General features: G+C 73.5%; 22 protein-coding genes and 1 riboswitch. Of the genes, 10 read left to right on the top strand and 12 right to left on the bottom strand.

The genetic code is table 11. The annotated features are described in order from the left end of the window. Positions 1–19 precede the first annotated feature (19 nt). Both CHR28_RS06310 and CHR28_RS38910 read right to left on the bottom strand, forming a co-directional pair. On the bottom strand, positions 20–1,885 hold the full coding sequence (locus tag CHR28_RS06310; protein WP_094052477.1) for an anthranilate synthase family protein: 1,866 nt from the start codon (positions 1,883–1,885) through the stop codon (positions 20–22). Positions 1,886–1,988: 103 nt separating this feature from the next. After that, positions 1,989–2,045: a trp operon leader peptide gene (locus CHR28_RS38910; protein ID WP_078625594.1), complete on the bottom strand. Its 57-nt coding sequence runs from the start codon at positions 2,043–2,045 to the stop codon at positions 1,989–1,991. Positions 2,046–2,141: 96 nt separating this feature from the next. On the opposite strand from CHR28_RS38910, the gene CHR28_RS06320 reads away from it, so the two are divergent. Continuing rightward, complete coding sequence (locus CHR28_RS06320; protein WP_094052479.1) at positions 2,142–3,494, top strand: class II 3-deoxy-7-phosphoheptulonate synthase; 1,353 nt, start codon at positions 2,142–2,144, stop codon at positions 3,492–3,494. A 148-nt stretch (positions 3,495–3,642) separates the two neighbouring features. Further along, complete coding sequence (locus tag CHR28_RS06325) at positions 3,643–3,876, top strand: (2Fe-2S)-binding protein (protein ID WP_094052480.1); 234 nt, start codon at positions 3,643–3,645, stop codon at positions 3,874–3,876. Positions 3,877–3,889: 13 nt separating this feature from the next. On the opposite strand, the gene bfr is transcribed toward CHR28_RS06325, so the two are convergent. After that, positions 3,890–4,366, bottom strand: coding sequence for a bacterioferritin (gene bfr / locus CHR28_RS06330; protein WP_094052481.1), 477 nt, complete (start codon positions 4,364–4,366; stop codon positions 3,890–3,892). A gap of 175 nt (positions 4,367–4,541) precedes the next feature. Here bfr and CHR28_RS06335 point away from each other — a divergent pair, with 175 nt between their 5' ends. Next, a complete protein-coding gene (locus CHR28_RS06335) occupies positions 4,542–5,192 on the top strand; it encodes a sulfite oxidase-like oxidoreductase (RefSeq protein ID WP_094052482.1) in 651 nt (216 codons plus the stop codon). A 5-nt stretch (positions 5,193–5,197) separates the two neighbouring features. Here the strand turns inward: CHR28_RS06335 and CHR28_RS06340 are convergent, their stop codons facing one another. From CHR28_RS06340 to thiO, 5 genes are all read right to left on the bottom strand, one after another. Further along, entirely contained in the window at positions 5,198–6,076 is an 879-nt protein-coding gene (locus tag CHR28_RS06340; RefSeq protein WP_094052483.1) for a deoxyribonuclease IV, read from the bottom strand. Positions 6,077–6,133: 57 nt separating this feature from the next. After that, positions 6,134–8,062, bottom strand: coding sequence for a Stk1 family PASTA domain-containing Ser/Thr kinase (gene pknB / locus CHR28_RS06345; RefSeq protein WP_179272327.1), 1,929 nt, complete (start codon positions 8,060–8,062; stop codon positions 6,134–6,136). Between the two features lie 85 nt (positions 8,063–8,147). After that, entirely contained in the window at positions 8,148–8,945 is a 798-nt protein-coding gene (locus tag CHR28_RS06350; RefSeq protein WP_094052484.1) for a thiazole synthase, read from the bottom strand. 2 nt (positions 8,946–8,947) lie between these two features. Continuing rightward, entirely contained in the window at positions 8,948–9,148 is a 201-nt protein-coding gene (gene thiS, locus CHR28_RS06355; protein WP_094052485.1) for a sulfur carrier protein ThiS, read from the bottom strand. Then, entirely contained in the window at positions 9,145–10,314 is a 1,170-nt protein-coding gene (gene thiO / locus CHR28_RS06360) for a glycine oxidase ThiO (RefSeq protein ID WP_094052486.1), read from the bottom strand. Before thiO ends, thiS begins: the two co-directional genes overlap by 4 nt. Further along, positions 10,312–10,423: riboswitch (TPP riboswitch) on the bottom strand. (Overlaps the previous gene by 3 nt.) 193 nt (positions 10,424–10,616) lie before the next feature. On the opposite strand from thiO, the gene CHR28_RS06365 reads away from it, so the two are divergent. From CHR28_RS06365 to CHR28_RS06385, 5 genes are all read left to right on the top strand, one after another. After that, positions 10,617–11,858 (top strand): NAD(P)/FAD-dependent oxidoreductase, encoded by a 1,242-nt coding sequence (locus CHR28_RS06365; RefSeq protein WP_179272328.1) that lies wholly within the window; start codon positions 10,617–10,619, stop codon positions 11,856–11,858. A 125-nt stretch (positions 11,859–11,983) separates the two neighbouring features. Further along, positions 11,984–12,349 (top strand): Rv2175c family DNA-binding protein, encoded by a 366-nt coding sequence (locus tag CHR28_RS06370; protein ID WP_094052488.1) that lies wholly within the window; start codon positions 11,984–11,986, stop codon positions 12,347–12,349. A gap of 305 nt (positions 12,350–12,654) precedes the next feature. Continuing rightward, the gene (gene thiE / locus CHR28_RS06375) at positions 12,655–13,314 is read left to right on the top strand and encodes a thiamine phosphate synthase (protein WP_094052489.1); all 660 of its coding nucleotides are present in this window, start codon (positions 12,655–12,657) and stop codon (positions 13,312–13,314) included. A gap of 126 nt (positions 13,315–13,440) precedes the next feature. After that, the gene (metF, locus tag CHR28_RS06380) at positions 13,441–14,364 is read left to right on the top strand and encodes a methylenetetrahydrofolate reductase [NAD(P)H] (protein ID WP_094052490.1); all 924 of its coding nucleotides are present in this window, start codon (positions 13,441–13,443) and stop codon (positions 14,362–14,364) included. Between the two features lie 56 nt (positions 14,365–14,420). Then, positions 14,421–15,356 carry an SCO2102 family sporulation regulator gene (locus CHR28_RS06385; RefSeq protein WP_094052491.1) on the top strand — a complete coding sequence of 312 codons (936 nt, stop codon included), beginning with the start codon at positions 14,421–14,423 and terminating at the stop codon, positions 15,354–15,356. Between the two features lie 75 nt (positions 15,357–15,431). Here the strand turns inward: CHR28_RS06385 and CHR28_RS06390 are convergent, their stop codons facing one another. The 4 genes from CHR28_RS06390 to CHR28_RS06405 form a co-directional block, all read right to left on the bottom strand. Beyond that, positions 15,432–16,922, bottom strand: coding sequence for a phytoene desaturase family protein (locus tag CHR28_RS06390; protein ID WP_094052492.1), 1,491 nt, complete (start codon positions 16,920–16,922; stop codon positions 15,432–15,434). Positions 16,923–17,431: 509 nt separating this feature from the next. Continuing rightward, positions 17,432–18,061: a TetR/AcrR family transcriptional regulator gene (locus CHR28_RS06395; RefSeq protein ID WP_094052493.1), complete on the bottom strand. Its 630-nt coding sequence runs from the start codon at positions 18,059–18,061 to the stop codon at positions 17,432–17,434. A 47-nt stretch (positions 18,062–18,108) separates the two neighbouring features. Beyond that, positions 18,109–20,193, bottom strand: coding sequence for a YhgE/Pip family protein (locus CHR28_RS06400; protein ID WP_094052494.1), 2,085 nt, complete (start codon positions 20,191–20,193; stop codon positions 18,109–18,111). Further along, positions 20,165–21,121 carry an ATP-binding cassette domain-containing protein gene (locus tag CHR28_RS06405; RefSeq protein ID WP_373453327.1) on the bottom strand — a complete coding sequence of 319 codons (957 nt, stop codon included), beginning with the start codon at positions 21,119–21,121 and terminating at the stop codon, positions 20,165–20,167. Before CHR28_RS06405 ends, CHR28_RS06400 begins: the two co-directional genes overlap by 29 nt. 167 nt (positions 21,122–21,288) lie before the next feature. Between CHR28_RS06405 and CHR28_RS06410 the strand changes: the two genes are divergently transcribed. After that, on the top strand, positions 21,289–21,852 hold the full coding sequence (locus CHR28_RS06410; RefSeq protein WP_094052495.1) for an SAV_6107 family HEPN domain-containing protein: 564 nt from the start codon (positions 21,289–21,291) through the stop codon (positions 21,850–21,852). A 168-nt stretch (positions 21,853–22,020) separates the two neighbouring features. Continuing rightward, the gene (locus tag CHR28_RS06415) at positions 22,021–22,836 is read left to right on the top strand and encodes a methyltransferase (protein WP_094052496.1); all 816 of its coding nucleotides are present in this window, start codon (positions 22,021–22,023) and stop codon (positions 22,834–22,836) included. Positions 22,837–22,857: the final 21 nt, after the last annotated feature.

The raw sequence follows: 22,857 nt of genomic DNA on the forward strand, positions 1-22,857 counted from the left end.
GGCCCCGGCCGGCACCGGGTCAGACCGAGGGCGCGCCCGTGCCCCGCAGCTGCCCCACCAGGTCCCGCACCACGCGCGCCCCGTTCAGCGTGAGCACCGACTCGGGGTGGAACTGCACACCGGCGAACCCGGGCCCGCGCAGCGCGTGCACCTCACCGTTCGCGGCGCGGGAGACCTCGACCCCGTGGGCCGTCAGCGCGGCGGCCGCCTCGTCGTCGCAGCGGGCCACGTAGCTGTTGTAGAACCCGACGGTCTCGCGCCGCCCGAACAGGTCGATCTCCGTCTGCGCCCCCTGGTACGGCACCTCCTTGCGCACGATGTCCAGCCCCAGCTCGGCGGCGATCAGCTCGTGCCCGAGGCAGACGCCCAGCACCCCCTGCCGCCGCGCCCGGATCACCTCGGCGGTCAGGGAGCGCAGGAACCGCATCTTCGGATCGGCCAGGTCGGACGGATCGCCCGGCCCGGGCCCCAGCACCACCGTTCCCTCGTGCCCGAGCACCGCCTCCCGCAGCCCCTCCTCGTCGTACCGCCGCACGCTCACCTCCAGGCCGCCGGAGCGCAGCACGTGCGCGAGCATCGCCGTGAAGGTGTCCTCCCCATCGACGACCAGGGCGTGCCCCGCGAGTTCCGGTGACCGCTCCTGCATGCGCAGCCAGAACGGGGCGAGCGAGGCCCGGCGCCCGTCCAGGGCGGCCCGCACGCGGGGATCGTCGGCGAGCCGTACGCGCGCGTGCTCCGCGCGCGGGCGCGGCGGCCGGACGCCGAGGGCCGCCAGGACACCGGCCGCCTTGGCGTGGGTCTCCGCGACCTCGCCCGCCGGGTCCGAGCCGCGCACCAGGGTCGCGCCGACCGGAACCCGCAGCCGCCCGCCGGCGGAGATGTCGGCGGTGCGGATGAGGATGGGGGAGTCGAGGGTCTGCGCCCCGCCCGCGTCCCGGCCGACCAGGGCCAGCGCGCCGGCGTAGTAGCCCCGGCCGCCCGTCTCGTGCCGCTCGATGACCCGGCAGGCGTTCTGCACCGGCGAGCCGGTGACCGTCGCGGCGAACAGGGTCTCCCGCAGCACCTCCCGCACGTCCAGCGAGGACCTGCCGCGCAGCTCGTACTCGGTGTGCGCGAGGTGGGCCATCTCCTTCAGCCGGGGCCCGACGACCACCCCGCCCATGTCGCCGACGGTGCACATCATCTTGAGCTCCTCGTCGACGACCATCGACAGCTCCTCGATCTCCTTGCCGTCGGCGAGGAAGTCCAGCAGGTGCTCCGGCGTCGGCCCCCCGGCGGGGTAGCGGTAGGTGCCGCTGATCGGGTTCATCACGACCGTGCCGCCGGACATCCGCACATGGACCTCGGGACTGGCCCCGACCAGGGTGCGCTCCCCGGTGTGCACGACGAACGTCCAGTACGCGCCCCGCTCGCCCTCCAGCAGCCGCCGGAACAGCGCGAGGGCGTCGGCCCGCCCGAACCCGGGGATCTCGCCCTCGTACGTCCGGCGGATCACGAAGTTCGCGCCCTCGCCCCCGCCGATCTCCTCCTCCAGCACGCGCCCGACGATCCGCGCGTACTCCTCGTCGGGGACGTCGAAGCCCCCGTCGTCGACGCGCACCTCGTGCGCCGGGAGCTGTTCCAGGGCCTCGGCCAGCGGGACGGTGTACGACTCCTCGGGCGTGAGCGCCAGCAGGGGCGTGCCGTCGTCGCGGACGTCGAAGCCGCGCTCGCGGATCTGCCGGAAGGGCACCAGCGCGAGGCTCTCGTCGGGCAGGTCGGCCAGCCGCTCGTGGGCGGCGACCGGGCCGATCAGGACCTCGACCAGCTCGTGGTCGTGGCCCGGGGTACGGCGGCGCAGCAGGGCGAACGGACGGGGGTCGTCCGGCAAGCCGAGCAGGTTCATGGGTCCGTGCTCCTTCTCGGGGATTCAGAGGGAGAGGAACGGACCCCGGAAACGCCGAAGGCCGCCCCTCGGGCGGCCTTCGCGAAGTCGTGAGTACGCGCAGTCAGCGGGCCGCCGGATGAGCGGTCCACCACCAGGTCTGGGTCGAATGCGCGAACATGCCGGGCACCCTACCCCATGTCCGAGGGGTGTACACGGTGTCTCAATGGATGGGCATGGGTCTGGACCCCCGACCCGACCCCGTAGTGTTGAGGCCGTGACCGTGAACGCTAAGACCAGCGCGAGTGCTGGCAACACCTGGCGAGACCTGCCCGCGGCGCAGCAGCCCGAGTACCCCGACACCGAGGCTCTGCGCGCAGTGATCGCGGACCTCGAGTCGTATCCGCCGCTCGTCTTCGCGGGCGAGTGCGACCAGCTGCGCGCCCGGATGGCGGCCGTCGCCAAGGGAGAGGCGTTCCTCCTCCAGGGCGGCGACTGCGCCGAGGCCTTCGACGCGGTGTCCGCGGACCACATCCGCAACAAGCTGAAGACCCTGCTCCAGATGGGCGCCGTGCTCACGTACGCCGCGTCCGTGCCGGTCGTGAAGGTCGGCCGGATCGCCGGCCAGTACTCCAAGCCGCGCTCCAAGCCGACCGAGACCCGCGACGGCGTGACCCTGCCGACCTACCGCGGCGACTCCGTCAACGGCTTCGACTTCACCGAAGAGGCCCGCGTCCCGGACCCCGAGCGGCTGAAGCGGATGTACCACGCCTCCGCCTCCACGCTGAACCTGGTGCGCGCCTTCACCACCGGCGGCTACGCCGACCTGCGCCAGGTCCACGCCTGGAACCAGGACTTCGTGAAGTCGTCCCCCTCGGGGCAGCGCTACGAGCAGCTGGCCCGCGAGATCGACAACGCGCTGAACTTCATGCACGCCTGCGGGGCCGACCCGGAGGAGTTCAAGACCGTCGAGTTCTTCTCCTCGCACGAGGCGCTGCTGCTCGACTACGAGACGGCGCTCACCCGTGTCGACTCGCGCACCGGCCGGCTCTACGACGTCTCCGCGCACATGGTGTGGATCGGCGAGCGCACCCGGCAGCTGGACCACGCGCACGTCGAGTTCGCCTCGCAGATCCGCAACCCGATCGGCATCAAGCTGGGTCCGACGACCACGGCCGAGGACGCGATGCAGTACATCGAGCGCCTCGACCCGGAGCGCGAGCCCGGCCGGCTGACGTTCATCGTCCGCATGGGCGCCGACAAGGTCCGCGACAAGCTCCCCGAGCTGGTCGAGAAGGTCACCGCCTCCGGCGCGACCGTGGCCTGGGTGACCGACCCGATGCACGGCAACACCTTCGAGGCGGCCTCCGGGCACAAGACCCGCCGCTTCGACGACGTGCTCGACGAGGTCAAGGGCTTCTTCGAGGTCCACAAGGCGCTCGGCACCCACCCGGGCGGCATCCACGTGGAGCTCACCGGCGACGACGTCACCGAGTGCGTGGGCGGCGGCGACGAGATCTTCGTCGACGATCTGCACCAGCGCTACGAGACCGCCTGCGACCCGCGGCTCAACCGCAGCCAGTCGCTCGACCTGGCCTTCCTCGTCGCCGAGATGTACAGGGACCAGTAACGGGTCCGCCTCTTACCGGGCATCGACTGGGGCGCGGATCACACCGGATCCGCGCCCCTCTCGACTTTTGCGCCTCCGAGCCGACGGGTAAGGTTAGGTTAGCCTCACCGATCAACGGGACGGCATCAGAGAACGACCCCGTCGGGAGGTGAACCGCGTGTACGTCTGCAGTTGCTTCGGGATCACCGAGCAGCAGGTCAAGCAGCACGCGGACAGCGGCGCCTGCACCCCCCGCCAGATAGCCTCCGCCTGCAAGGCGGGCACGGACTGCGGGTCGTGTGTGCGCCGGATCCAGGCGATCCTCGGCAGGGGTAACTGCCCTCGCCGGGAGCTGGCCGACCGGGGCGAGCCGGTGCTCGCCGATCTGGAAGACGCCGCCTGACGCCGGGCCCCGCCTAGCTCGGCTGCTCGATCTGCTGCGCGATGTACAGCGCCTCGCCGAGCTTGTCGATCAGCTCCAGCTGTGTGTCCAGGTAGTCGATGTGGTGCTCCTCGTCGGCGAGGATCTCCTCGAAGAGGTTCGCGGACGTGATGTCGCCCTTGCTGCGCATCACCTCGACGCCACGCTTGAGGCGGTCGATGGCCTCGACCTCGATCTGCCGGTCGGCCTGGAACATCTCGGTGACCGTCTGGCCGACCCGGACATGGAAGAGCCGCTGGTAGTTGGGCAGCCCGTCCAGCATGAGGATGCGCTCGGTGATCTTGTCCGCGTGCTTCATCTCGTCGATGGATTCTTCACGCGTGTACTTGGCGAGCTTGGTCCAGCCTTTGTTGTCCTGGATCCGGTAGTGCAGCCAGTACTGGTTGATCGCCGTCAGCTCGCCGGTCAACTGCTCGTTCAGGAATTCGAGGACCTCGGGGTCGCCCTGCATCGCAGAGGCTCCTTCCAACGCGGGGGAACTGGCAGGTTGCGCCGCATGATTCCACCGGCGGCGAAGATCGTCCAGTAAGTCTTCACTTAGTAAGTAAGGGCATGCTTAGTGGAAATGGCCCGGTTTGCGGTGGCCCCGGTCAGGGGCATCGGCCGAGGTCTGTCAGGATGGAGTCATGGGTCAGCCGCTGGGACACGCATCGGGAGAAGGGCGCGATGCGGCAGGAGAGACGCAGCCGGGCCTGCCCCCGGGGCAGCGGCTGCAGCGCGGCTGGCCGGTCACGCACTACGGGCCCGTCCCCAAGTTCCGGCCCGAGCGCTGGGAGTTCCGGGTCTTCGGCGCCACCGCCGACGGCGCCAAGCACTGCTGGACCCACGAGGAGTTCACGGCCCTGCCCCACACCAGCGTCGTGGCCGATCTGCACTGCGTCACGAAGTTCAGCATGCTGGGCGCCGAGTGGGGCGGCATCCCCGCCCGCACGATCCTCGACCTCGCCCCGCCGGCGGACGACGTCACCCATGTGATGGTGTGGGCCGAGTACGGCTTCAGCTCCAACCTGCGGCTGTCCGACTTCGCCGACGAGCGGGTGCTGTTCGCCACGCACAAGGACGGTGAACTCCTCACCGCCGAGCACGGCTTCCCGCTCCGCCTGGTCGTGCCCCACCTGTACGCCTGGAAGGGCCCCAAGTGGGTGCGCGGGGTGGAGTACATGACCGCCGACCGGCGCGGTTTCTGGGAGGAGCGCGGCTACCACAACATCGGCGACCCGTGGCGCGAGCAGCGCTACTCCTACCAGGAGGAACCGGGCGACGGCCCCGACCTCTGAGGGCGTCAGGCGTCGCGCAGCTTCTTCAGCCGCTCGACGTCCGCGGCGTGCCCCTCCTTGCCGCCCGGCGTCTCGATGATCAGCGGCACGCCCTCGGTCGCGGGGTGCGTCATCAGGGCCCGGAACGGGTCCTCGCCGATGTGGCCGGCGCCGATGTTCTCGTGCCGGTCCTTGTGGGCGCCCACCACGTCCTTGGAGTCGTTGGCGTGGATCAGCTTCAGCCGGCCCTCACCGACCGTGTCCACCAGCAGATCCAGCGTCCGGTGCATACCGCTCGGGCCGGTCAGGTCGTGCCCCGCCGCGAAGATGTGGCAGGTGTCCAGGCACACGCCCAGCATCGGATGGGCGTCCAGCGCCTCGAAGTACGGGCCGAAGTCCCACGTCCGTGAGCACAGGGAGGCACCCTGGCCGGCCGTCGACTCCAGCAGCAGATACGGGTCGTCGTCGTGGGTCAGCTCGTCGAGCAGCGGCAGCAGATGCTCCCGCACCTGCTTCAGCGCCACGGACCGGTCCCGGCCCCCGGTCGCGCTGCCCGTGTGCACCACCACACCCCGCGCCCCGATCTCCCGCCCCCGCCGCAGCGAGTGCCGCAGCGACTCCACCGACCGCTCCACGGTCGCCTCGGTGTGCGAGCCGAAATTGATCAGATAGGGGGCGTGCACGTACGCGGGGACCGACTCGGCCTCGCACGCCGCGCGGAACGCCTCGTCCTGCTGCGGATTGCCGGCCGGTGTGGCCCAGCCGCGCGGGTTGGCGACGAAGACCTGGACGGTCTCCGCCCGCAGGTCACGGGCGTAGGACAGGCCGATGCGGTGGAGGCCGCCGGCCACGGGGACGTGGCCGCCCACGGGGTTGCGGGTGCGGCCGGACAGCTGATGGTTCACCCGTTCAGGGTGTCATGCCCCCGGCCGTGCCCCGTCCACGGGCCGCGCGCCCGGCCGTCACCTGATCTCGATCGTGATCGTCGAGCCCTTGGGCGCCGTCTCGCCGCCCTCGACCGACTGGCCCTTGACGGTGTCGCCGAACAGACCGAGCAGACCGCGGTCCTCGTCGACCTCGAACCCGGCGCCCTCCAGCGCCTGCCGGGCCTCGTCGACGCTGTCGCCGACCACGTCCGGCACCTCGATCATCTCGGGGCCCTTGGACAGCGTCAGCGTGACCGTGTCGCCCTCGGCGGCCCGGCCTCCGGGGTCGGGGCTCTGCTTGACGACCTGGCCCTTGTCGAACTCCGAGGAGTTGACCCGCTCGGCGGCGATCCGCACCTTCAGGCCGGCTTCCTCCAGCTCGGCCCGGGCGTCGGCCTCGTCCTCACCGGTGACGTCGGGGACGTCGATCGGGCTGCCCTTGCTGACGACGAGCGCGACGGCCGTGCCCGCCCGCACCTTCGTGCCGTCCGCCGGCCGCGCCGCGACCACCGAGCCGCGCGGCACGTCCTCGCTGAACTCCCGCGTGACCATGCCCGGCTCCAGCCCGTCCTGCTTCAGCAGGGACCGCGCCTCGGCCAGCTTCCGGCCGGCCAGGGCGGGCACCCGCACGGTCTCGGGGCCGTCCGAGACGGTGACGCCCACCGCGTCGTTGCCCCGGATGCGCGTCCCGGCCTCCGGGTCGCTGCTGATGATCCGGCCGCGCTCGACGGTGTCGCTGTAGGCGTGCTCGACCTTGCCGAGCTCCAGGCCGGCGTCGGCCAGCCGGTCCTCGGCCTGCGCCTGGGTCTTGTCCAGCAGCGGGGGGACCTCGGTGAACTGGCCCGAGTTGATGTACCAGATGCCCGTGCCGAGGCCGAGCGCCAGCAGGACGGCGACCACGATCGTCATCGGGCCGCGCCGGGGTCCCGGGCGGCGCCGGGGCCCAGGCGGCGGGGAGGCGAGACGGCTCGTGCGGTGAAGCTCCGCCTCGGGCGCCTCGTCCTCGTTCACCGGCAGCGGGCGTGGTGTGGTCAGGGCGCGCGGGATCACGCTCGTGCGGTCGTCGGCGTTGTCGTGTCCGGCCGCGAGCGCCTGCGGCGGCACCGCGTCCAGCTGCTCCTCGCTCAGCCGGCCGCGCCCGTCGCGGACCTGTGCGAGCAGGGCCACGGCGTCGTAGGGGCGGATCTCCGGCGTGCGGGCGGTCGCCGCGGCCACCATCTCGTCCAGCTCGTAGGCCAGGCCGGGGACGGCGGCCGAGGGCGGCGGGACGTCCTCGTGCAGGTGCTTGTAGAGGATCACGGCGGGGGAGTCCCCGTCGTGCGGCTTGTCGCCGGTCAGCATCTCGTAGAGCATCACGCCGCACGCGTAGACGTCGACGCGGGGGTCCGCCGTGCCGTTCTCTATCTGCTCGGGGGCCAGGTACGAGACCGTGCCCAGGACCGTGCCGGTGGTGTTGGTGACCGTGTCCACCGCGCGGACCAGGCCGAAGTCGGCGACCTTGACCCGGCCGTCGTCCCCGATCAGGACGTTCTCGGGCTTCATGTCGCGGTGCACGAACCCGGCGCGGTGGGCGGCGCCCAGGGCGGCCAGCACCGGCTCCAGGATGTCCAGGGCGGCCCGCGGCTGCAGCGCCCCGCGCTCGCGCAGCACGTCACGCAGCGTGCAGCCCGCGACGTACTCCATGGCCAGGTAGACGTACGAGCCGTCGGTGCCCTGGTCGAAGACCTGCACCACGTTCGGGTGGGCCAGCCGGGCGACCGACTTCGCCTCGCGGATGAACCGCTCGACGAACGAGGCGTCCACGGCGAGGGAGGGGTGCATCACCTTGAGCGCGAGGACCCGGTCGAGGCGGGTGTCCACGGCCCGGTAGACCGTGGCCATCCCGCCGACCGCGATCCGCGCGTCGACGCGGTACCGGCCGTCGAGCACCTGCCCGACCAAGGGGTCCTGAAGGGTCGTGTCCACGCAGGGGAGTCTACGAGCCGGGACCGACAGCCCCGTCCCCCCGGCGGATTCGGGGCGGGACTGCAGCCGTCCTGTGACGTCCCTCCTACTGGAAGGCCGGACGCTCCGGATCCAGCGCGGCCAGACCCTCGCCGGGCGACGACGCCCGCGCGAAATGCCGCCGCGGGATCCGGCCCGCCCGGTGCGCCAGCCGCCCCGCCTCCACGGCATGCCGCATGGCGTCGGCCATCAGCACCGGCTCCTGCGCCCGGGTCACCGCCGAGGCGAGCATCACACCCGCGCAGCCCAGCTCCATCGCCAGCGCCGCGTCCGAGGCCGTCCCGGCCCCCGCGTCCAGGATCACCGGCACGCGCGCGTGCTCGACGATCAGCTGGAAGTTGTGCGGGTTGCGGATGCCGAGCCCGGAGCCGATGGGCGAGCCCAGCGGCATGACCGCCGCGCAGCCCACGTCCTCCAGCCGGCGCGCCAGCACGGGGTCGTCGTTGGTGTACGGCAGCACCGTGAACCCGTCGTCGACCAGCGTCTCGGCCGCCTCCAGCAGCTCGATCGGGTCGGGCAGCAGCGTGCGCTCGTCGGCGATGACCTCCAGCTTGATCAGGTCGGTGCCGAGGGCCTCGCGTGCGAGCCGGGCGGTGAGGACGGCCTCACCGGCGGTGAAGCAGCCCGCGGTGTTGGGCAGCACCCGGATGCCGAGCCGGTCGAGGACGGACAGCACCGAGCCGTGCACCGAGGGGTTCACGCGGCGCATCGCGACCGTCGTCAGCTCCGTACCGGACGCCACCAGCGAACGCTCCAGCACGTCGAGACTGGGCGCCCCGCCCGTGCCCATGATCAGGCGGGAGGTGAGGGACAGGTCCCCGAGGACGAACGGATCGTCGGCCATGGTCAGCCTCCTTGGACGGCGGTGAGGACTTCCACGCGGTCTCCCTCGGAGAGGGGCGTGGAGGGCCACTGCGCGCGCGGGACGACGGTTTCGTTGAGGGCGGCGGCCACTCCCGAGGGCGACGCGGTGAGGGACTTCACGACGGTGTCGAGAGCCGTGCCGGGCCGGACGTCCCGGGGCTCGCCGTTGACGGAGATGTTCATGCGGGCTGCTCCGTGAGTGCGGTGGCGGTGCTGAAGCGCCTGGGGGTGAAGGGACGGGCCTCCTCGGGGAGTTCACCCGTGGTCAGGGCGTGCGCCAGGGCGTCGCCGGTCACCGGCGTGAGCAGGACGCCGTTGCGGTGGTGCCCGGTGGCCAGCAGCAGGCCCTCCAGGCCGGTCGGGCCGAGCAGGGGCGCGTTGTCGGGGGAGCCGGGGCGCAGTCCGGCGCGGGTCTCGGTGAGCGGCAGCTCGGTGATGCCGGGGACCAGCTCGTGCGCATCGCGCAGCAGCTCGTACACGCCGCCCGCGGTCACGGTGGTGTCCCAGCCGAGCTCCTCGCTGGTCGCCCCGACGACCAGCTCCCCGTTCTCGCGCGGCACCAGGTAGACGTGGCTGCCGCGCACCACCGCGCGCACGGTCCGGCTCAGGAACGGCCCGTGCCGCCCCGGCATGGTCAGCCGCAGGACCTGCCCCTTCACGGGCCGCACGGGAGGCAGCACGTCCCGCGGCACCCCCGCCAGACGGCCGCTCAGGCTGCCCGCGGCCAGGACGACCTGCCCGGCGGCCAGCGCGGTGCCGTCGGCCGTGACGGCACCGGTGGCCCGGTCCCCGGCGACGGCGAGCCGCTCGGCCCACACCCGGTGGAAGACCACGCCGGCCCGCTCGCACGCGGCGACCAGGGCCCCGGCCAGCCGCCGGGGGTCGATCTGGTGATCCCCGTCCACCCGCAGGCCCCCGCGCACGCCGGGCGCGAGCATCGGCTCCAGGCGCCGGCACTCGCGCCCCGACAGCCACTGGGAGTCCAGCCCCGACTGCTGCTGCAGGGCGTGCAGCTCGCGCAGGTGGGCCCGGTCGTCGGCGTCCAGGGCCACGGCGAGGGTGCCGCAGCGGCGGTAGCCGAGGTCGTGGCCGGTGGCCTCGGTGAGCTCGGCCGCGAAGTCCGGGTAGCGCCGGGCGGAGGCGAGGTTCAGGCCGAGCAGGGTCTGCTCGCCGTAGTGCAGTTCCGTGACGGCGGCCAGCATCCCCGCCGCCACCTGCGCGGCTCCGCCGCCGGGCTCGGGGTCCGCCACCGCCGTGGCGAGTCCGCGCTGCGCGGCCCGCCAGGCCGTGACCAGCCCGATAATCCCGCCCCCGATGACGAGGACGTCTGAGGTTCGCGTACGCGACATGGGCGTCCAGCCCCTCCCTTCGCCGGCATGACCCGGATCAGGTTCGTACGGTCGGAGGCCGCCAGCCTCCCTCTCAGCCCGGTGCGTCCGGGCTCCCGCGAGTCTCTGCGTGGGCCACCCTAGCGGGACGCCGCCGGGCGCAGTAAGAGAGCCTCCGTACGGAACCGGCCACGGTGACGTCGTACACGGGCCGTTTGCGGGTACCCGCAGGGACGGACCCGGGCGGCGGGGACGGGCGCTGTGGAGCAGGTCACGGCGCATGGGCACTGACTGACGAAACGTCAGTTGACTATGGTGATCAGGTGAGCGAGCAGACGCAGGACTCAGGGTCGTCCGCGCCGCGGCGCGTGGTCGTGGCGGGCGCGGGCATGGCCGGGGTGCAGACCGCGGTCGCGCTGCGCGAGCGGGGCTTCGCCGGCACGGTGCTGCTGATCGGCGCCGAGCCCCACCAGCCCTACGACCGGCCGCCGTTGTCCAAGGCCGTCCTGCTCGGCAAGTCCGAGGGCTCCGCCTTCGACGTCGACTTCGAGGCCCTCGGCATCGAACTGCGGCTCGGCTGCGAGGTACTGGGCGTGCGCCCCGGCGATCACGCCCTGGACACCGAGGACGGGCCCGTGCCCTACGACGTCCTGGTCGTGGCCACCGGCGCCGAACCCGTCCGGCTGCCCGGCGCCGAGGGCGTGCCCGGCGTGCATCTGCTGCGCACCCTGGACGACGCCGAGCGGCTGCGCCCGGTCCTCGCCCGGCAGCACGACATCGTGGTCGTCGGCGCGGGCTGGATCGGCGCGGAGTTCGCCACCGCCGCGCGCGAGGCCGGCTGCGCGGTCACCGTCGTGGAGGCCGCCGAGCGGCCGCTCGCCGGGGCACTGCCCGCCGAGGTCGCCGCCCCGATGGCCGGCTGGTACGGCGACGCGGGGGCGGTGCTGCGCACCCACGCGCGCGTGGAGCGCGTCGAGCCCGGCGCGGTCCTGCTCGACGACGGTTCGCGGCTGCCCGCGGGCGCGGTCGTGGTCGGCATCGGCGCCCGCCCGGCGACGGACTGGCTCGCCGGCTCCGGGATCGAGCTCGGCGCCCACGGCGAGGTCGTGGCCGACGAGCACCTGCGCACGTCCGTGCCGGACGTGTACGCGGTCGGCGACTGCGCCTCCTTCCCCTCGGGGCGCTACGGCGAGCGCCTGCTGGTGCACCACTGGGACAACGCCCTGCAGGGGCCGCGCACGGTCGCCGCGAACATCGTCGGCCGGGCCACGGGCGAGACACCGGCGGTCTACGACCCGGTCCCGTACTTCTGGTCCGAGCAGTTCGGCCGGTTCGTGCAGTACGCCGGGCACCACGCGGCCGCCGACACGACCCTGTGGCGCGGCGACCCGTCCGGTCCGGCCTGGACGGTGTGCTGGCTGCGCGGCGAGCGGCTGGTCGCGCTGCTGGCGGTGGGCCGGCCCCGGGACCTGGCGCAGGGCCGCCGGCTGATCGAGTCGGGCACGGTGATGAACCCGGTGCTGCTGGCGGACCCGGCGCGTCCGATGAAGGCGGCGGTGGCGTAGGGCCCGCGGCGGCCCGGTGCGGGGGCCGCGAGGCGTCGTGCGGGCGGGTGCCCGGGCCCGGTGCGTGCGCCCGGGTGGACCGGGCCGGCTTCCGACTGTCAGTGGCGGATGGCAGGCTGGTTTCCGTGACCGAGATTGACGCAAAGATCGATGCTCTCGTCCCTGCCTGGCTCACCCTCCCCGACATCGCCGAGCAGTTCGGCGTCGAGGTGACGCGCGTGCGGCAGCTGGTCAAGGAGGGCCAGCTCATCGCCGTACGCCGCGGTGAGAACCGCGCGCTGCACGTCCCCGCGGACTTCATCGACGGGGACAAGGTCGTCAAGGGCCTGTCCGGGACCCTGACGCTCCTGCGGGACGACGGCTTCACGGTCGAAGAGATGCTGGAGTGGCTCTTCACCCCCGACCCGTCCCTGCCCGGCACCCCGGCGCAGGCACTCCGTGAGAACCGCGGCACGGAGGTGAAGCGCCGCGCCCAGGCGCTCGCGGTCTGACCCGGCCGCGATCGGACAACCGCCCGGCACCGTGCGAGCGGGGCCGGGCCTGAACAACCGCCCGTATGGGGCCGTGGCCCGTGGGGTCACGGCCCGGGGACCGGCCGCGCCCGTTCCGGCCGGCCTGACCACTGGCCCGGGCCGAACGCCCGGGTGGCCCCCGGGGCGCTCCCGCCGGCCGAGGGGCAGGCGTAGGGTGCCCGGGGCGTCGTGGCGGGCGAGGGCCTCCCCGCACCGCAGACGCACCCGTACGGCACCGACGTACCGCGGGCGCACCCGCGGCACCGACCTCCAGGGGGACATCCATGCCCGGCACCGCCGCCACCACCGCCCGCGCCCAGCTCGCCGACGCCCGGGTCTACCTGTGCACCGACGCGCGCAGGCGGCAGGGGGACCTGCCGGAGTTCCTGGACGCCGTGCTGGCGGGCGGCGTCGACATCGTGCAGCTGCGCGACAAGGGCATGGAGGCCGCCGAGGAGCTGGAGCACCTGGCCGTCTTCGCCGACGCCTGCGCCCGGCACGGCAAGCTGCTCGCGGTCAACGACCGGGCGGACGTCGCCCACGCCGCCGGCTCGGACGTGCTCCACCTCGGCCAGGGCGACCTCCCGGTCCCCGCGGCCCGCGCGATCCTCGGCGACGACGTGCTGATCGGCCGCTCCACCCACGCCGAGTCCGAGGCCGCGGCGGCCGCCGCGCAGGACGGCGTGGACTACTTCTGCACCGGCCCGTGCTGGCCCACCCCCACCAAGCCCGGCCGCCACGCCCCCGGCCTGGACCTCGTCCGGTACACCGCCGCCCTCGGCACCGACCGCCCCTGGTTCGCCATCGGCGGCATCGACCTGACCACCCTCGACCAGGTCCTGGAGGCGGGCGCCCGGCGCGTCGTCGTCGTACGGGCGATCACCGAGGCCGACGACCCGGGCGCGGCGGCGTCCGAGTTCGCCAAGCGGCTGCGGGAGCGGTAGCCCGGCCGGCGGCCCGCGGGTGACGCCCGCGGGACGGAATGTCCAAGGGGTGGACAACAAGTGGACAAATGGGGCAAATGTCTGCGTCTGGTTGGGGGACCGACCGCCCCTGACTAACCTGCCCGTATGGCCCTCGGCACCGCATCCATCAGGTCGGACCACGCGCGCACCGTCCGCGACATGCTCGCGACCGGCAAGACGACGTACTCGTTCGAGTTCTACGCCCCGAAGACCCCGAAGGGCGAGCGGATGCTGTGGAACGCGCTGCGGCGGGTCGAGGCCGTGGCGCCCGACTTCGTCTCCGTGACCTACGGCGCCGGCGGCTCCACCCGCGCGGGCACGGTCAAGGCGACCGAGGCGATCGCCTCCGACACCACCCTCACGCCGATCGCGCACCTCACCGCCGTCGACCACTCGGTGGCCGACCTGCGCAACATCATCGGGCAGTACGCCGACGCCGGGATCCGCAACATGCTCGCCCTGCGCGGCGACCCGCCCGGCGACCCGATGGGCGAGTGGGTGCCGCACCCCCGCGGCCTGGCCTACGCCGCCGAACTCGTCGAACTGATCAAGGCGTCCGGCGACTTCTGCGTGGGCGTCGCCGCCTTCCCGGCGATGCACCCGCGCTCCACCGACTGGGACACCGACGTCCGCCACTTCGTCGACAAGTGCCGCGCGGGCGCCGACTACGCCATCACGCAGATGTTCTTCCACCCGGAGGACTACCTCCGGCTGCGCGACCGCGTCTCGGCGGCCGGCTGCGACACCCCGATCATCCCCGAGGTCATGCCGATCGCCAGCGTGCGGTCGCTGGAGCGGATCGGGTCGCTCACCAACGCCGCGTTCCCGGCCGCCCTGAAAGAGCGGATCCTCACAGCACAAGACGATCCGGCCGCTGTACGCTCCATTGGGATCGAATTCGCCACGGAGTTCTGTGCGCGGCTGCTCGCCGAGGGCGTGCCCGGCTTGCACTTCATCACGCTCAACAACTCCACCGCGACACTGGAAATCTACGAGAACCTGGGCCTGCACCACCCATCGCAGGCCTAGACCGTTCGCACCGGTATACGACACACTGCGTAGCGGCCACTGGGAGAGGGGCGTACATGGGCTGGGCGGTCCTCTACATCGCGTTCGGCATCGTCGCGCTGTGGCTGCTGGGCGAGGTGCTGCTGCAGTACAAGGCGCGGCTGCGCTGGCGGCTGCTGGCCTTCGCCGGCTTCCTCGGCGTCGTGGTCGGTGTCCTGATTCCGTCGGTCGTCGTGATCGGACTGGGCGCGGCCGCCTTCGCGGTCGGGCAGACCTACGTCACCCTCTCCTTCCGCAGCGGCTTCGCGGCCGGCTGGGCGGTCAACGCCCCGGTGCTCGGCGGCAGCAAGCGCCGGGGCCGCGCCGAGCGCGGCCGCCAGGAGCCGACCCTGGAGGTCTCCGGCCTGGAGGCGGCCGACGGCGGCTACGGCGACGAGACCGGCGACCGCCGCCGCGAGTCCGCCTACGGCCACGACGACGACTACGACCGCGACGACGTCTTCACACCGGCGCGCCCCGGCCAGACCGCCGCCGAGACCACCGCCGTCTACGAGCCGCAGCCCATGCCCGAGGACACCGGCTCCTACGGCGTCTACGGCGACAACGGCTACCCCCAGCCCGACGGCGGGCCGCACGAGCAGTACGCCGCCCAGAACAGCGACCAGTCCTACGCCTACGACTACTCGGGCTATGCCCAGCAGGGCTACGAGGCGGGCGGCCAGCAGCAGTACGCCGCCTACTCGGACCCGTACATCGGCTCGTCGACCTACGGCGGGGCCCCGTACGACAGCGGCTACGGCGACCAGCAGTACTACGGCCAGCAGCAGGCGTACGGCCAGGACCAGTACGCCGGGACCTACGGCGGCGAGACCCCGCCCGGCGGGGTGTGGGTGCCGCAGCAGCGCAACACCGACGAGTACGGGCAGGAGCTGCCGCCCGAGCAGGCCTACCCCTACCAGGGCGGCGGGCAGCAGCCGCACGGCAACGGCTTCGACGAGCAGTACCGTTTCTGAAGCCCCCGGTCCCGGGGGCCCTGCCGGTCACTGGCCGAGGGCCCGTGCCGGTCACTGTCCCGGGGGCCGGGCCGGTCACTGAGAGCCCCGGAAGTCCGGTCCCTCCACGATCAGTCCCGCGACCAGGGCGCCCGACATGCCTGCGTGCGGCAGGCCGCCGCCCGGGTGCGCCCAGCCGCCCACGGCGTACAGACCGGACACGCGCGTGGTGTTGGACGGGTGCAGCAGCCGCCCTCCGGCAGCCGCCAGCGCCGGGACGGGCACCGCCCCGCCCTCCGCGCCGGTCGCCTCCGCGATGCCCGCCGGCGTGATCACCTCCTGCCACAGCAGCCGCTCGCGCAGCCCGGGCACGGCGCGCTCGGCGGCGGCGATCACGCGCTCGGCCAGAGCGTCGTAGGGCCCGTCGAGCCGAGCGGGCACCACCGTCGTGAGCGCGACCGCCTCGTGGCCCTCCGGGGCGGAGCGCGGGTCGCCGGGCCGCAGGACCGTCACGGTCGGCTCCGCGTCCGGCGCCGCCGCGCCGAACAGGGCCTCCAACTCGGCCTCGCGGTCCGGGGCGTGCACCACCGTGCGGTGGGCCGTGCCCTCGGGTCGGGCGCCGCGCAGGGCGAGCAGGACGGTCAGCCGGCCGGACGCGGCCGGCTGCGGCGGCACTTCGCCCTCGGCCCGTACCCCGTGACCCGCCGTCAGGCGCTCCAGGACGCCGGGCGCGACCCCGGCCACCACGAAGTCGGCCTCGGCCGCCGTCCCGTCGGCCAGCTCGATCCCGCGGACCCGGCCGTCCTTCTCGCGCACGGCGGTGACGTCGGCGCCGAAGTGGAACTCGACCCGCCGCGCCACACACCGCTCGTACACGGCCCGGGCCAGCTCGCGCAGCCCGCCGCCCACGTACCACGTGCCGAAGGCGTGCTCCATGTACGGCAGGACGGCCGCGCTCGCCGGGGTGGTCCGGGGGTCCAGGCCCTGTGCGAGGGCGTACCCCTCCAGCAGGGCCGTGAGCCGCGGGTCGCGCAGCTCCCAGGCCCCGACCTCGGCCAGCGTGCCCGCCCGGCGGGTGCGCAGCAGGCGCTTGTGCGGCACCGCCGGATAGGGCTCGCGCTCGGCCAGCACCTGCCAGTCGGGCCACAGGGGCTCCTCCAGGAGCGGGCGGCGGGTGCGGTCCCAGGCCTCGCGGGCGCGCACCAGGAAGTCGCCCCACCGCTTCCCGGCACCCGCGCCGAGGGCCTCGTCCAGGGCGGCGACGACACCCGCGCGCGAGGCGTTCGGCAGCGACACCGCCGTGCCGTCCGCGAACACGTGCCGGGACGAGGGGTCGACCTGGACCAGCTCGACGCACGCCTCCAGCGGCTCCTTGCCGGTCTTGACGAACAGGTCGCGGTAGACGGCGGGCAGCGGGAGCACGCCGGGGCCGGTGTCGAAGGAGAAGCCGTCCCGCTCGAAGCGGCGCAGGGCACCGCCGTAGGTGTCCGTCCGCTCGTACACCGCCACCCGGTGGCCCGCGACGGCCAGCCGGGCGGCGGCCGCCAGCGCGCCCATCCCGGCGCCGATCACCGCAATCCGTGCCATGCCAGGGACTTTATCGGCCCCCACCGACAGTCCTGCCGGGCCACCCGGCGAGCACGGGACGGGCCCCGGCGGGCACGGGCCCGGCCACCCGGCGAGTACGGGCGCGGGCGCGCTGGTGACCAGGCGGCGGCGCGGCGGTGTGGGGCTGAGCGCGCAGGGCTGAGTACGCGTACCTAGTGGGGGAGTTGAGTACGCGCGCGGATGGGGGACGACCTGCGCGAAGGAGAGAGTGGAGACACGGAGAGGGGCTCGGCTCCGGCACCGGCGACACGGGGCGCCGGAACGGGGCCGGCCCGCGATCCGCTCCTTCCGCCGACGGTGTCGGCGGGAGCGAGACACGGGGGAGAACCGGGGGATCCGGGGGAGCCGGGGGACGACCGCAACGGGGGTCCTGCGGGGGGACGCACGGGGGAGCAGGAGAACGGGGGAGCACGGAAGGCGCCGGTCCGAGGTGGCCCGCGGGGGACGCGGCCACAGCGGACCGGCGCTTTCACATGGGCGCCGTGCCGTCAGCGGCTGCCGCTGACCCGCCCCTGCAGCAGCCGGGACAGCGCCGCGTGGACGTCGTCCAGGGAGCGCTCCGGCTGGAAGGACTTCCAGTCGAGCGCGGCCACCAGGACCATGCCGACCAGTGCCGCCGCCGTCAGCGGCACATCGATCTCGTCGCTGAACTCCCCGTTGTCGACGCCCTCGCGCAGGACGCCCTCCACCACCGCGACGGCCTCCTGCCGCACCACCATCAGCGTCGACTGCCAGGCCCGGTTGGTGCGCCACAGCTCGGCCACGTAGAGCTGGGTGAAGGCCGGGTAGCGGTCGATGAAGACCAGGCCCGCCCGGATCATCGCGTCCAGGGCGTCGACCTTGCCGCCGCCGTCCCGGGCGGTGCGCTCGGCCGCCTCCCTGAGGGAGGCGGTGAGGAGCCCCACCCCGTGCCGCAGCAGTTCCTCGAAGAGGACGGACTTGCTCGCGAAGTTGTAGTAGACCGTGCCCTTCGCGACCCCGGCACGCTCGGCGATCTCGTCCACGGTCGTGGCGGAGAACCCCTGCTCGGCGATGAGCGTGACGGCCGCCTCGTAGAGCTTCTGCCGGGTGGCCTCGCGGCGCGTGCTGCCGCCCGACGCGGCACTGCTGCTTTCCATGGCCCTGATTGTCACAGGAACCTTTCCGGAAGATGTGCCGGTGGGGCTCACAGGCTCAGCTCCGGGTGCAGCCGGTCCAGCGTCCACACCTGGCGCCTGCGGGCCGCCACGGCGGTCAGCGCGAGGGCACCGGCGGTGAACGCCGTCAGCACCACGCACGCGTGCCACACCGGTTCGAGACCACCGCCGGTGATGAGCCGGCGCAGCGCCTCGACGACGTAGCTCATCGGCAGGAACGGGTGCAGCGCGTTGAAGAAGCCCGGGCTGGTCTGCACCGGGTACGTGCCGCCCGCCGAGGTCAGCTGCAGCATCAGCAGCGCGAGGACGAGGATCCGGCCCGCCGCCCCGAAGCGCGCGTTCAGCCACTGCACGATCGCCGCGAAGCACGCCGTCACCAGGAACAGGAAGCCCACCGTCCCGGCCGCCCGCACCATCTGCAGGCCGACCGCCCAGTGCAGCACCGACATCAGGGCCACCGTCTGCAGCACTCCGATGGCCACGACCGGAAGCCAGCCGGCCAGCGCGATCCGCCACGCGGAGGCACCGGCGGCGAGCGCGCGCCGGTTCATCGGCGTGATCAGCATGTACGCCACCATCGCGCCCACCCACAGGGACAGCGGGATGAAGTACGGGGCGAACCCGGTGCCGTAGTTGGGCGCTTTGTGCAGGTCCTGCGAGGCGAGCCGCACGGGGTCGGCCATGACCTCGGTGCGCCGGTCGCGGTCCTGCTTGTCGTAGTCGGGGATCCGCTCCGCCCCGTCGTGCAGTCCGCCGGCGAGCTTGCCGGAGCCGCCGACGAGCTTGTAGATGCCGCCGTTGAGGTCGTCCGCGCCCGTCCTCAGCTCGCCGACGCCCTCGTCCAGGTCGACGGCCCCGGTCTTGGCCTTGCCGAGCCCCGAGTGCAGCTTCTTCGCGCCCGCGGCGACCCGGGCGGCCCCGTCGTTCAGCTTGTTGATCTTCTTGACGGCGTCGTCCAGGTCCTCGGAGAGGTGGGGCGCGCGGTCGGCCAGCGCCTGGGACTGCTTCTGCAGGGTGGCGAGGTTCTTGTCCAGCGTGTCCAGGTCGCCGTCCTGGTCCGCGATCAGCGTGTTGAGGTCGTCGGCGATGAGGGTCACGTCCGCGGCCGCTTCCTCGGCCTTCTTCAGGTCGGCGCAGGCGGCGTCGGGCAGGACGGGGTCCTCACAGCGCCGGGCGTGGACGTCGGCCAGCGTGACGGACGCCGCCCTGGCGCCCTTGGCGGCGGTCGGGGCCCGCTTCACCAGGGCGTCCAGGTGCTTGCGGATCACCCCGGAGGAGTCGGCGACGAGCTGGGCCGTGTCGCCGATGGTCTTCTCGTTGCCCTTCAGGAAGGGGCGGACCTTGCCGGCGGTGCCGTTGACCTTGTCGGCGAGCGTCTGCGTGCCGTCCGCGACCCCCTGCGAGCCGTCCTGGAGGGCGCCGGCGCCCTTGGTGAGCTTCTTCAGGGCGGTGGCGAGCCTGCCGCTGCCGTCCTCGGCGTCCTTCAGGCCGTCGGCGAGGTCCTTGGAGCCCTTCTCCGCCTTGCCGATGCCGCCCTTGAGCTTGTCGGCGCCCTCCGCCGCCTCCACGGTCTTGCCGTGGATGTCGGAGAACGACACGAAGATCCTGTCCAGGAAGGACCGGGAGGTCTTCGTGGACGCGGCCCGCCGCACCTCGCCGAACACCGTCCGGGAGATCTGCCCGACGATGTAGTTGTTGGCGTCGTTGGTGTGCACCTGGAGGGCGCCGGTCTCCGGGGTGTCGCCGGAGCTGGAGGCGATCCGCTCACTGAAGTCGGCGGGCATGGTGAGCGACAGGTAGTACGTGCCGTCCTCGACGCCCCTGCGGGCCTCGGCGGCGTCGACCTCGCGCCAGTCGAAGGTCTTGCTGTCGCGCAGCCCCTCGGTGATGTCGTCGCCCGCCGTGATCCTCCTGCCGTCGGCGGTCGCCCCCTTGTCGTCGTTCACCAGCGCCACGGGGATGCGGTCCAGCCGGCCGTACGGATCCCAGAACGACCACAGGTACAGCGCGCCGTACAGCAGTGGCAGCACCAGCAGCGCGACGAGTGCGGCGCGCGGCAGCTTCCCCCGCCCGAACCGGCGGAGCTCAAGCGCGGCCAGTCTCGGCGATCGCATCGGCCTTCCCCTCTCCCTCATCTGCGTCTTCGACGACGGCGGGCTGCTCGTCCGCGGTCCGCGGACCATCCCCGGCGGTCCGCTCGTCCCAGGTCCGCTCGTCCCAGGTCCGCTCGTCCCCGGTCCGCGGGCCCTCCTCGGCGGGCTGCTGGTCGGCGGTCACCGGGCCCTCCTCGGCGGGCTGCTCGTCCCCGGCCTGCGGACCCTGCTCGGCGGGCTCCTCGTCCCGGCTCTGGCCGGTGGACACCCGCAGGGCGTCCTCGGGGGCCTCGCTGCACACCGCCAGGACCGTCGTCCCGGCGTCGGCGAGAGATCTGAGCAGGGCCCACACCTCGTCCCGCTCGTCGTCCGAGAGCTTGAGGTCGGTGTCGTCGACGCCGAGCAGCCGGGGCCGGCCGATCAGCGCGAGCGCGACCGACAGCCGCAGCGCCTCCAGGCGCTCCAGGTCCCGTACGGCGGTGCGCGGACCCTTGGGCAGCGCGTCCAGGCCGAGACCGGCGGCGGCCAGCGCCGCGTCGACGCGCCGCCCGGCCTCGGCCGCCCGCTCGCCGGGGGGCCGCAGCAGACCGCGCAGGGAATCGCCGAACCGGCGCTGGAGCAGGGCACGCTCCCGCAGGTGCTCGCCGACGGTCAGCGCCGGATCCAGGTCCGTGACCCCCGGGACGTGTGCCAGGGCGCTGACCCGGCGCACCGCCGCCAGCTGCTTCGGCAGCCGGGCCTCGCCCACCGCGGCCGTGCCCTCCGCGACCTTCATCCGCCCCGTCAGCGCGAGCAGCAGACACGTCCGGCCGGACCCGGACGGGCCCTCCACCGCGACGAGCGCCCCCGGCTCGGCGTCCAGTGAGATCCCGCGGACCGCCCACCCCCGGGGCCCCTTGACCCCGAGGCCCTCCGCGGCGATCCGCACCCCTCCCGTCGGTTCCCCCACGAGACTCCCCAATATTTGAACTGACTGGTCAGTGCAAAAACTACTCCGAACCTGCGAGCGAGGCAAAACAGCAGGTCAGATCGGATTGTCAGTGCCATACCTCACGATGGGTCACATACGGCACGCCGTATCGGACGCGCCGTCACACAGACGACAGGAGGTTCGTCATGGCCAGCTACCACGCAGCAGCCGCCCGCCGGCGCCGCGCCACCGGCCCTGCCCCCTCACTGACCGGCCCGGCGAGCGACGTGCACCCCGTGCTGCGCCGGGCCTCGGCCCCGCCCGCCGCCCTCGACCTGCTCGCCCAGGCCCGCGCCGGCCTCGACGAGGCCGCCGTCCTGGAAACCCCCAACGAGCGCTACGCGACGGCACACCTCGCCGCCCTGCGCACTGCCGCCGCCGTGCTCGCCGCCCGGGGCAGGCCGGAGACCTCGCCCCGGGCCCGGGCCAAGATCCGAAGCGCGTGGGAAGTGCTCCCCGAGATCGCACCCGAACTGTCCGAGTGGAGCGCGCTGTTCGCCTCCGGTGCCCGGCGCCGCGCCCGGGCGGAGGCAGGCATCCAGGGCGCGGCCACCGGCCGGGACGCCGACGACCTGATACGCGACGTGTCGATGTTCCTCCGCCTCGTCGAGCGCATGCTCGTCCTGCAGCCGGTCCTGCCGCAGCCCCGGCCGGACCAGGACCGGCCCGGCGGCCCGGGAGCGGGGGCGGACATGCCGGACGCGGGCTGACCGGCCGCAGAGTCCCGGCGCCCGGTGCACCTCGTCATGCCGGGCTCCGGGCCGGAGGCAATAGGGTGGGGGACGCCTGAAGTCTTCCCTCCCCCTGGCCGGGGCCGGGAAGGCAGCCCGTTCGCTCCGCCGCGCAAGAGGCGGTGCCGCGCCGAGGAGTCAACTGCCGTGTCGGACCCGATGCGACCCCGAGCCTCACTCCGTACCGCCGTGGTCTGGGAGGTCCTCCAGGACGCCCTGGACCGCCGGGTCAAGGCCACGGGCCGGGAGTCGCTGGACGTCCTCGACACCGGAGGCGGCAGCGGCAACTTCGCCGTGCCCGTGGCCCGCCTCGGCCACCGGGTCACGGTCGTCGACCCCAGCCCCAACGCGCTGTTCGCGCTGGAGCGCCGCGCCGCCGAGGCCGGCGTCGCCGACCGGGTCAAGGGCGTGCAGGGCGACGCCCACGGCCTCTTCGACGTGGCCGAGCGCGGCGCCTACGACGCGGTGCTGTGCCACGGCGTCCTGGAGTACGTGGACGACCCGGCCGAGGGCGTACGCAACGCGGTGGCCGCGCTGCGCCCGGAGGGTGTCCTCAGCCTGCTCGCTGCCGGGCTCGGCGGTGCCGTGCTCGCCCGGGCCCTCGCCGGGCACTTCAAGGAGGCCAGGCAGGCGCTCGACGACCCGAACGGACGATGGGGCTCGGGTGATCCGGTCCCGCGCCGCTTCACCGCCGAGCAGCTCACGTCTCTGGCCGAGGGCGCGGGCCTGCGGGTCGGCGCCGTGCACGGCGTGCGGGTCTTCGCCGACCTCGTGCCGGGCGTCCTCGTGGACACCGAGCCCGGAGCCCTGGAGGCGCTGCTGAAGCTGGAGGAGGCGGCGGCGGAGCTCCCGGCCTTCCACTCCGTGGCCACGCAGCTCCACGTGCTCGCCGAGACCGGTGAGACCGGAGAGACCGCTGAAACCGGTGGGGTCAACGAGACGTCTGAGGCGGGCGAGGCCTGAGCCGCCTGCCGGGGTACCGCC

The organism is Streptomyces sp. XY006, from assembly GCF_002237655.1.
Taxonomy (GTDB): domain Bacteria; phylum Actinomycetota; class Actinomycetes; order Streptomycetales; family Streptomycetaceae; genus Streptomyces; species Streptomyces levis.

Excerpts from the sequence above, each read along its gene's own strand:
- thiS (WP_094052485.1), bottom strand. The coding sequence starts at position 9,148 with ATGAACATCTCCGTCAACGGCGAGCCCCGGGACGTCCGGCCCGGCACG.
- CHR28_RS06385 (WP_094052491.1), top strand. The coding sequence starts at position 14,421 with ATGGGCTGGGCGGTCCTCTACATCGCGTTCGGCATCGTCGCGCTGTGG.
- bfr (WP_094052481.1), bottom strand. The coding sequence starts at position 4,366 with ATGCAGGGCGACCCCGAGGTCCTCGAATTCCTGAACGAGCAGTTGACC.
- CHR28_RS06350 (WP_094052484.1), bottom strand. The coding sequence starts at position 8,945 with ATGGCCGACGATCCGTTCGTCCTCGGGGACCTGTCCCTCACCTCCCGC.
- thiE (WP_094052489.1), top strand. The coding sequence starts at position 12,655 with ATGCCCGGCACCGCCGCCACCACCGCCCGCGCCCAGCTCGCCGACGCC.
- CHR28_RS06395 (WP_094052493.1), bottom strand. The coding sequence starts at position 18,061 with ATGGAAAGCAGCAGTGCCGCGTCGGGCGGCAGCACGCGCCGCGAGGCC.
- CHR28_RS06410 (WP_094052495.1), top strand. The coding sequence starts at position 21,289 with ATGGCCAGCTACCACGCAGCAGCCGCCCGCCGGCGCCGCGCCACCGGC.
- CHR28_RS06310 (WP_094052477.1), bottom strand. The coding sequence starts at position 1,885 with ATGAACCTGCTCGGCTTGCCGGACGACCCCCGTCCGTTCGCCCTGCTG.
- CHR28_RS06390 (WP_094052492.1), bottom strand. The coding sequence starts at position 16,922 with ATGGCACGGATTGCGGTGATCGGCGCCGGGATGGGCGCGCTGGCGGCC.
- metF (WP_094052490.1), top strand. The coding sequence starts at position 13,441 with ATGGCCCTCGGCACCGCATCCATCAGGTCGGACCACGCGCGCACCGTC.
- thiO (WP_094052486.1), bottom strand. The coding sequence starts at position 10,314 with ATGTCGCGTACGCGAACCTCAGACGTCCTCGTCATCGGGGGCGGGATT.
- CHR28_RS06335 (WP_094052482.1), top strand. The coding sequence starts at position 4,542 with ATGGGTCAGCCGCTGGGACACGCATCGGGAGAAGGGCGCGATGCGGCA.
- CHR28_RS06400 (WP_094052494.1), bottom strand. The coding sequence starts at position 20,193 with ATGCGATCGCCGAGACTGGCCGCGCTTGAGCTCCGCCGGTTCGGGCGG.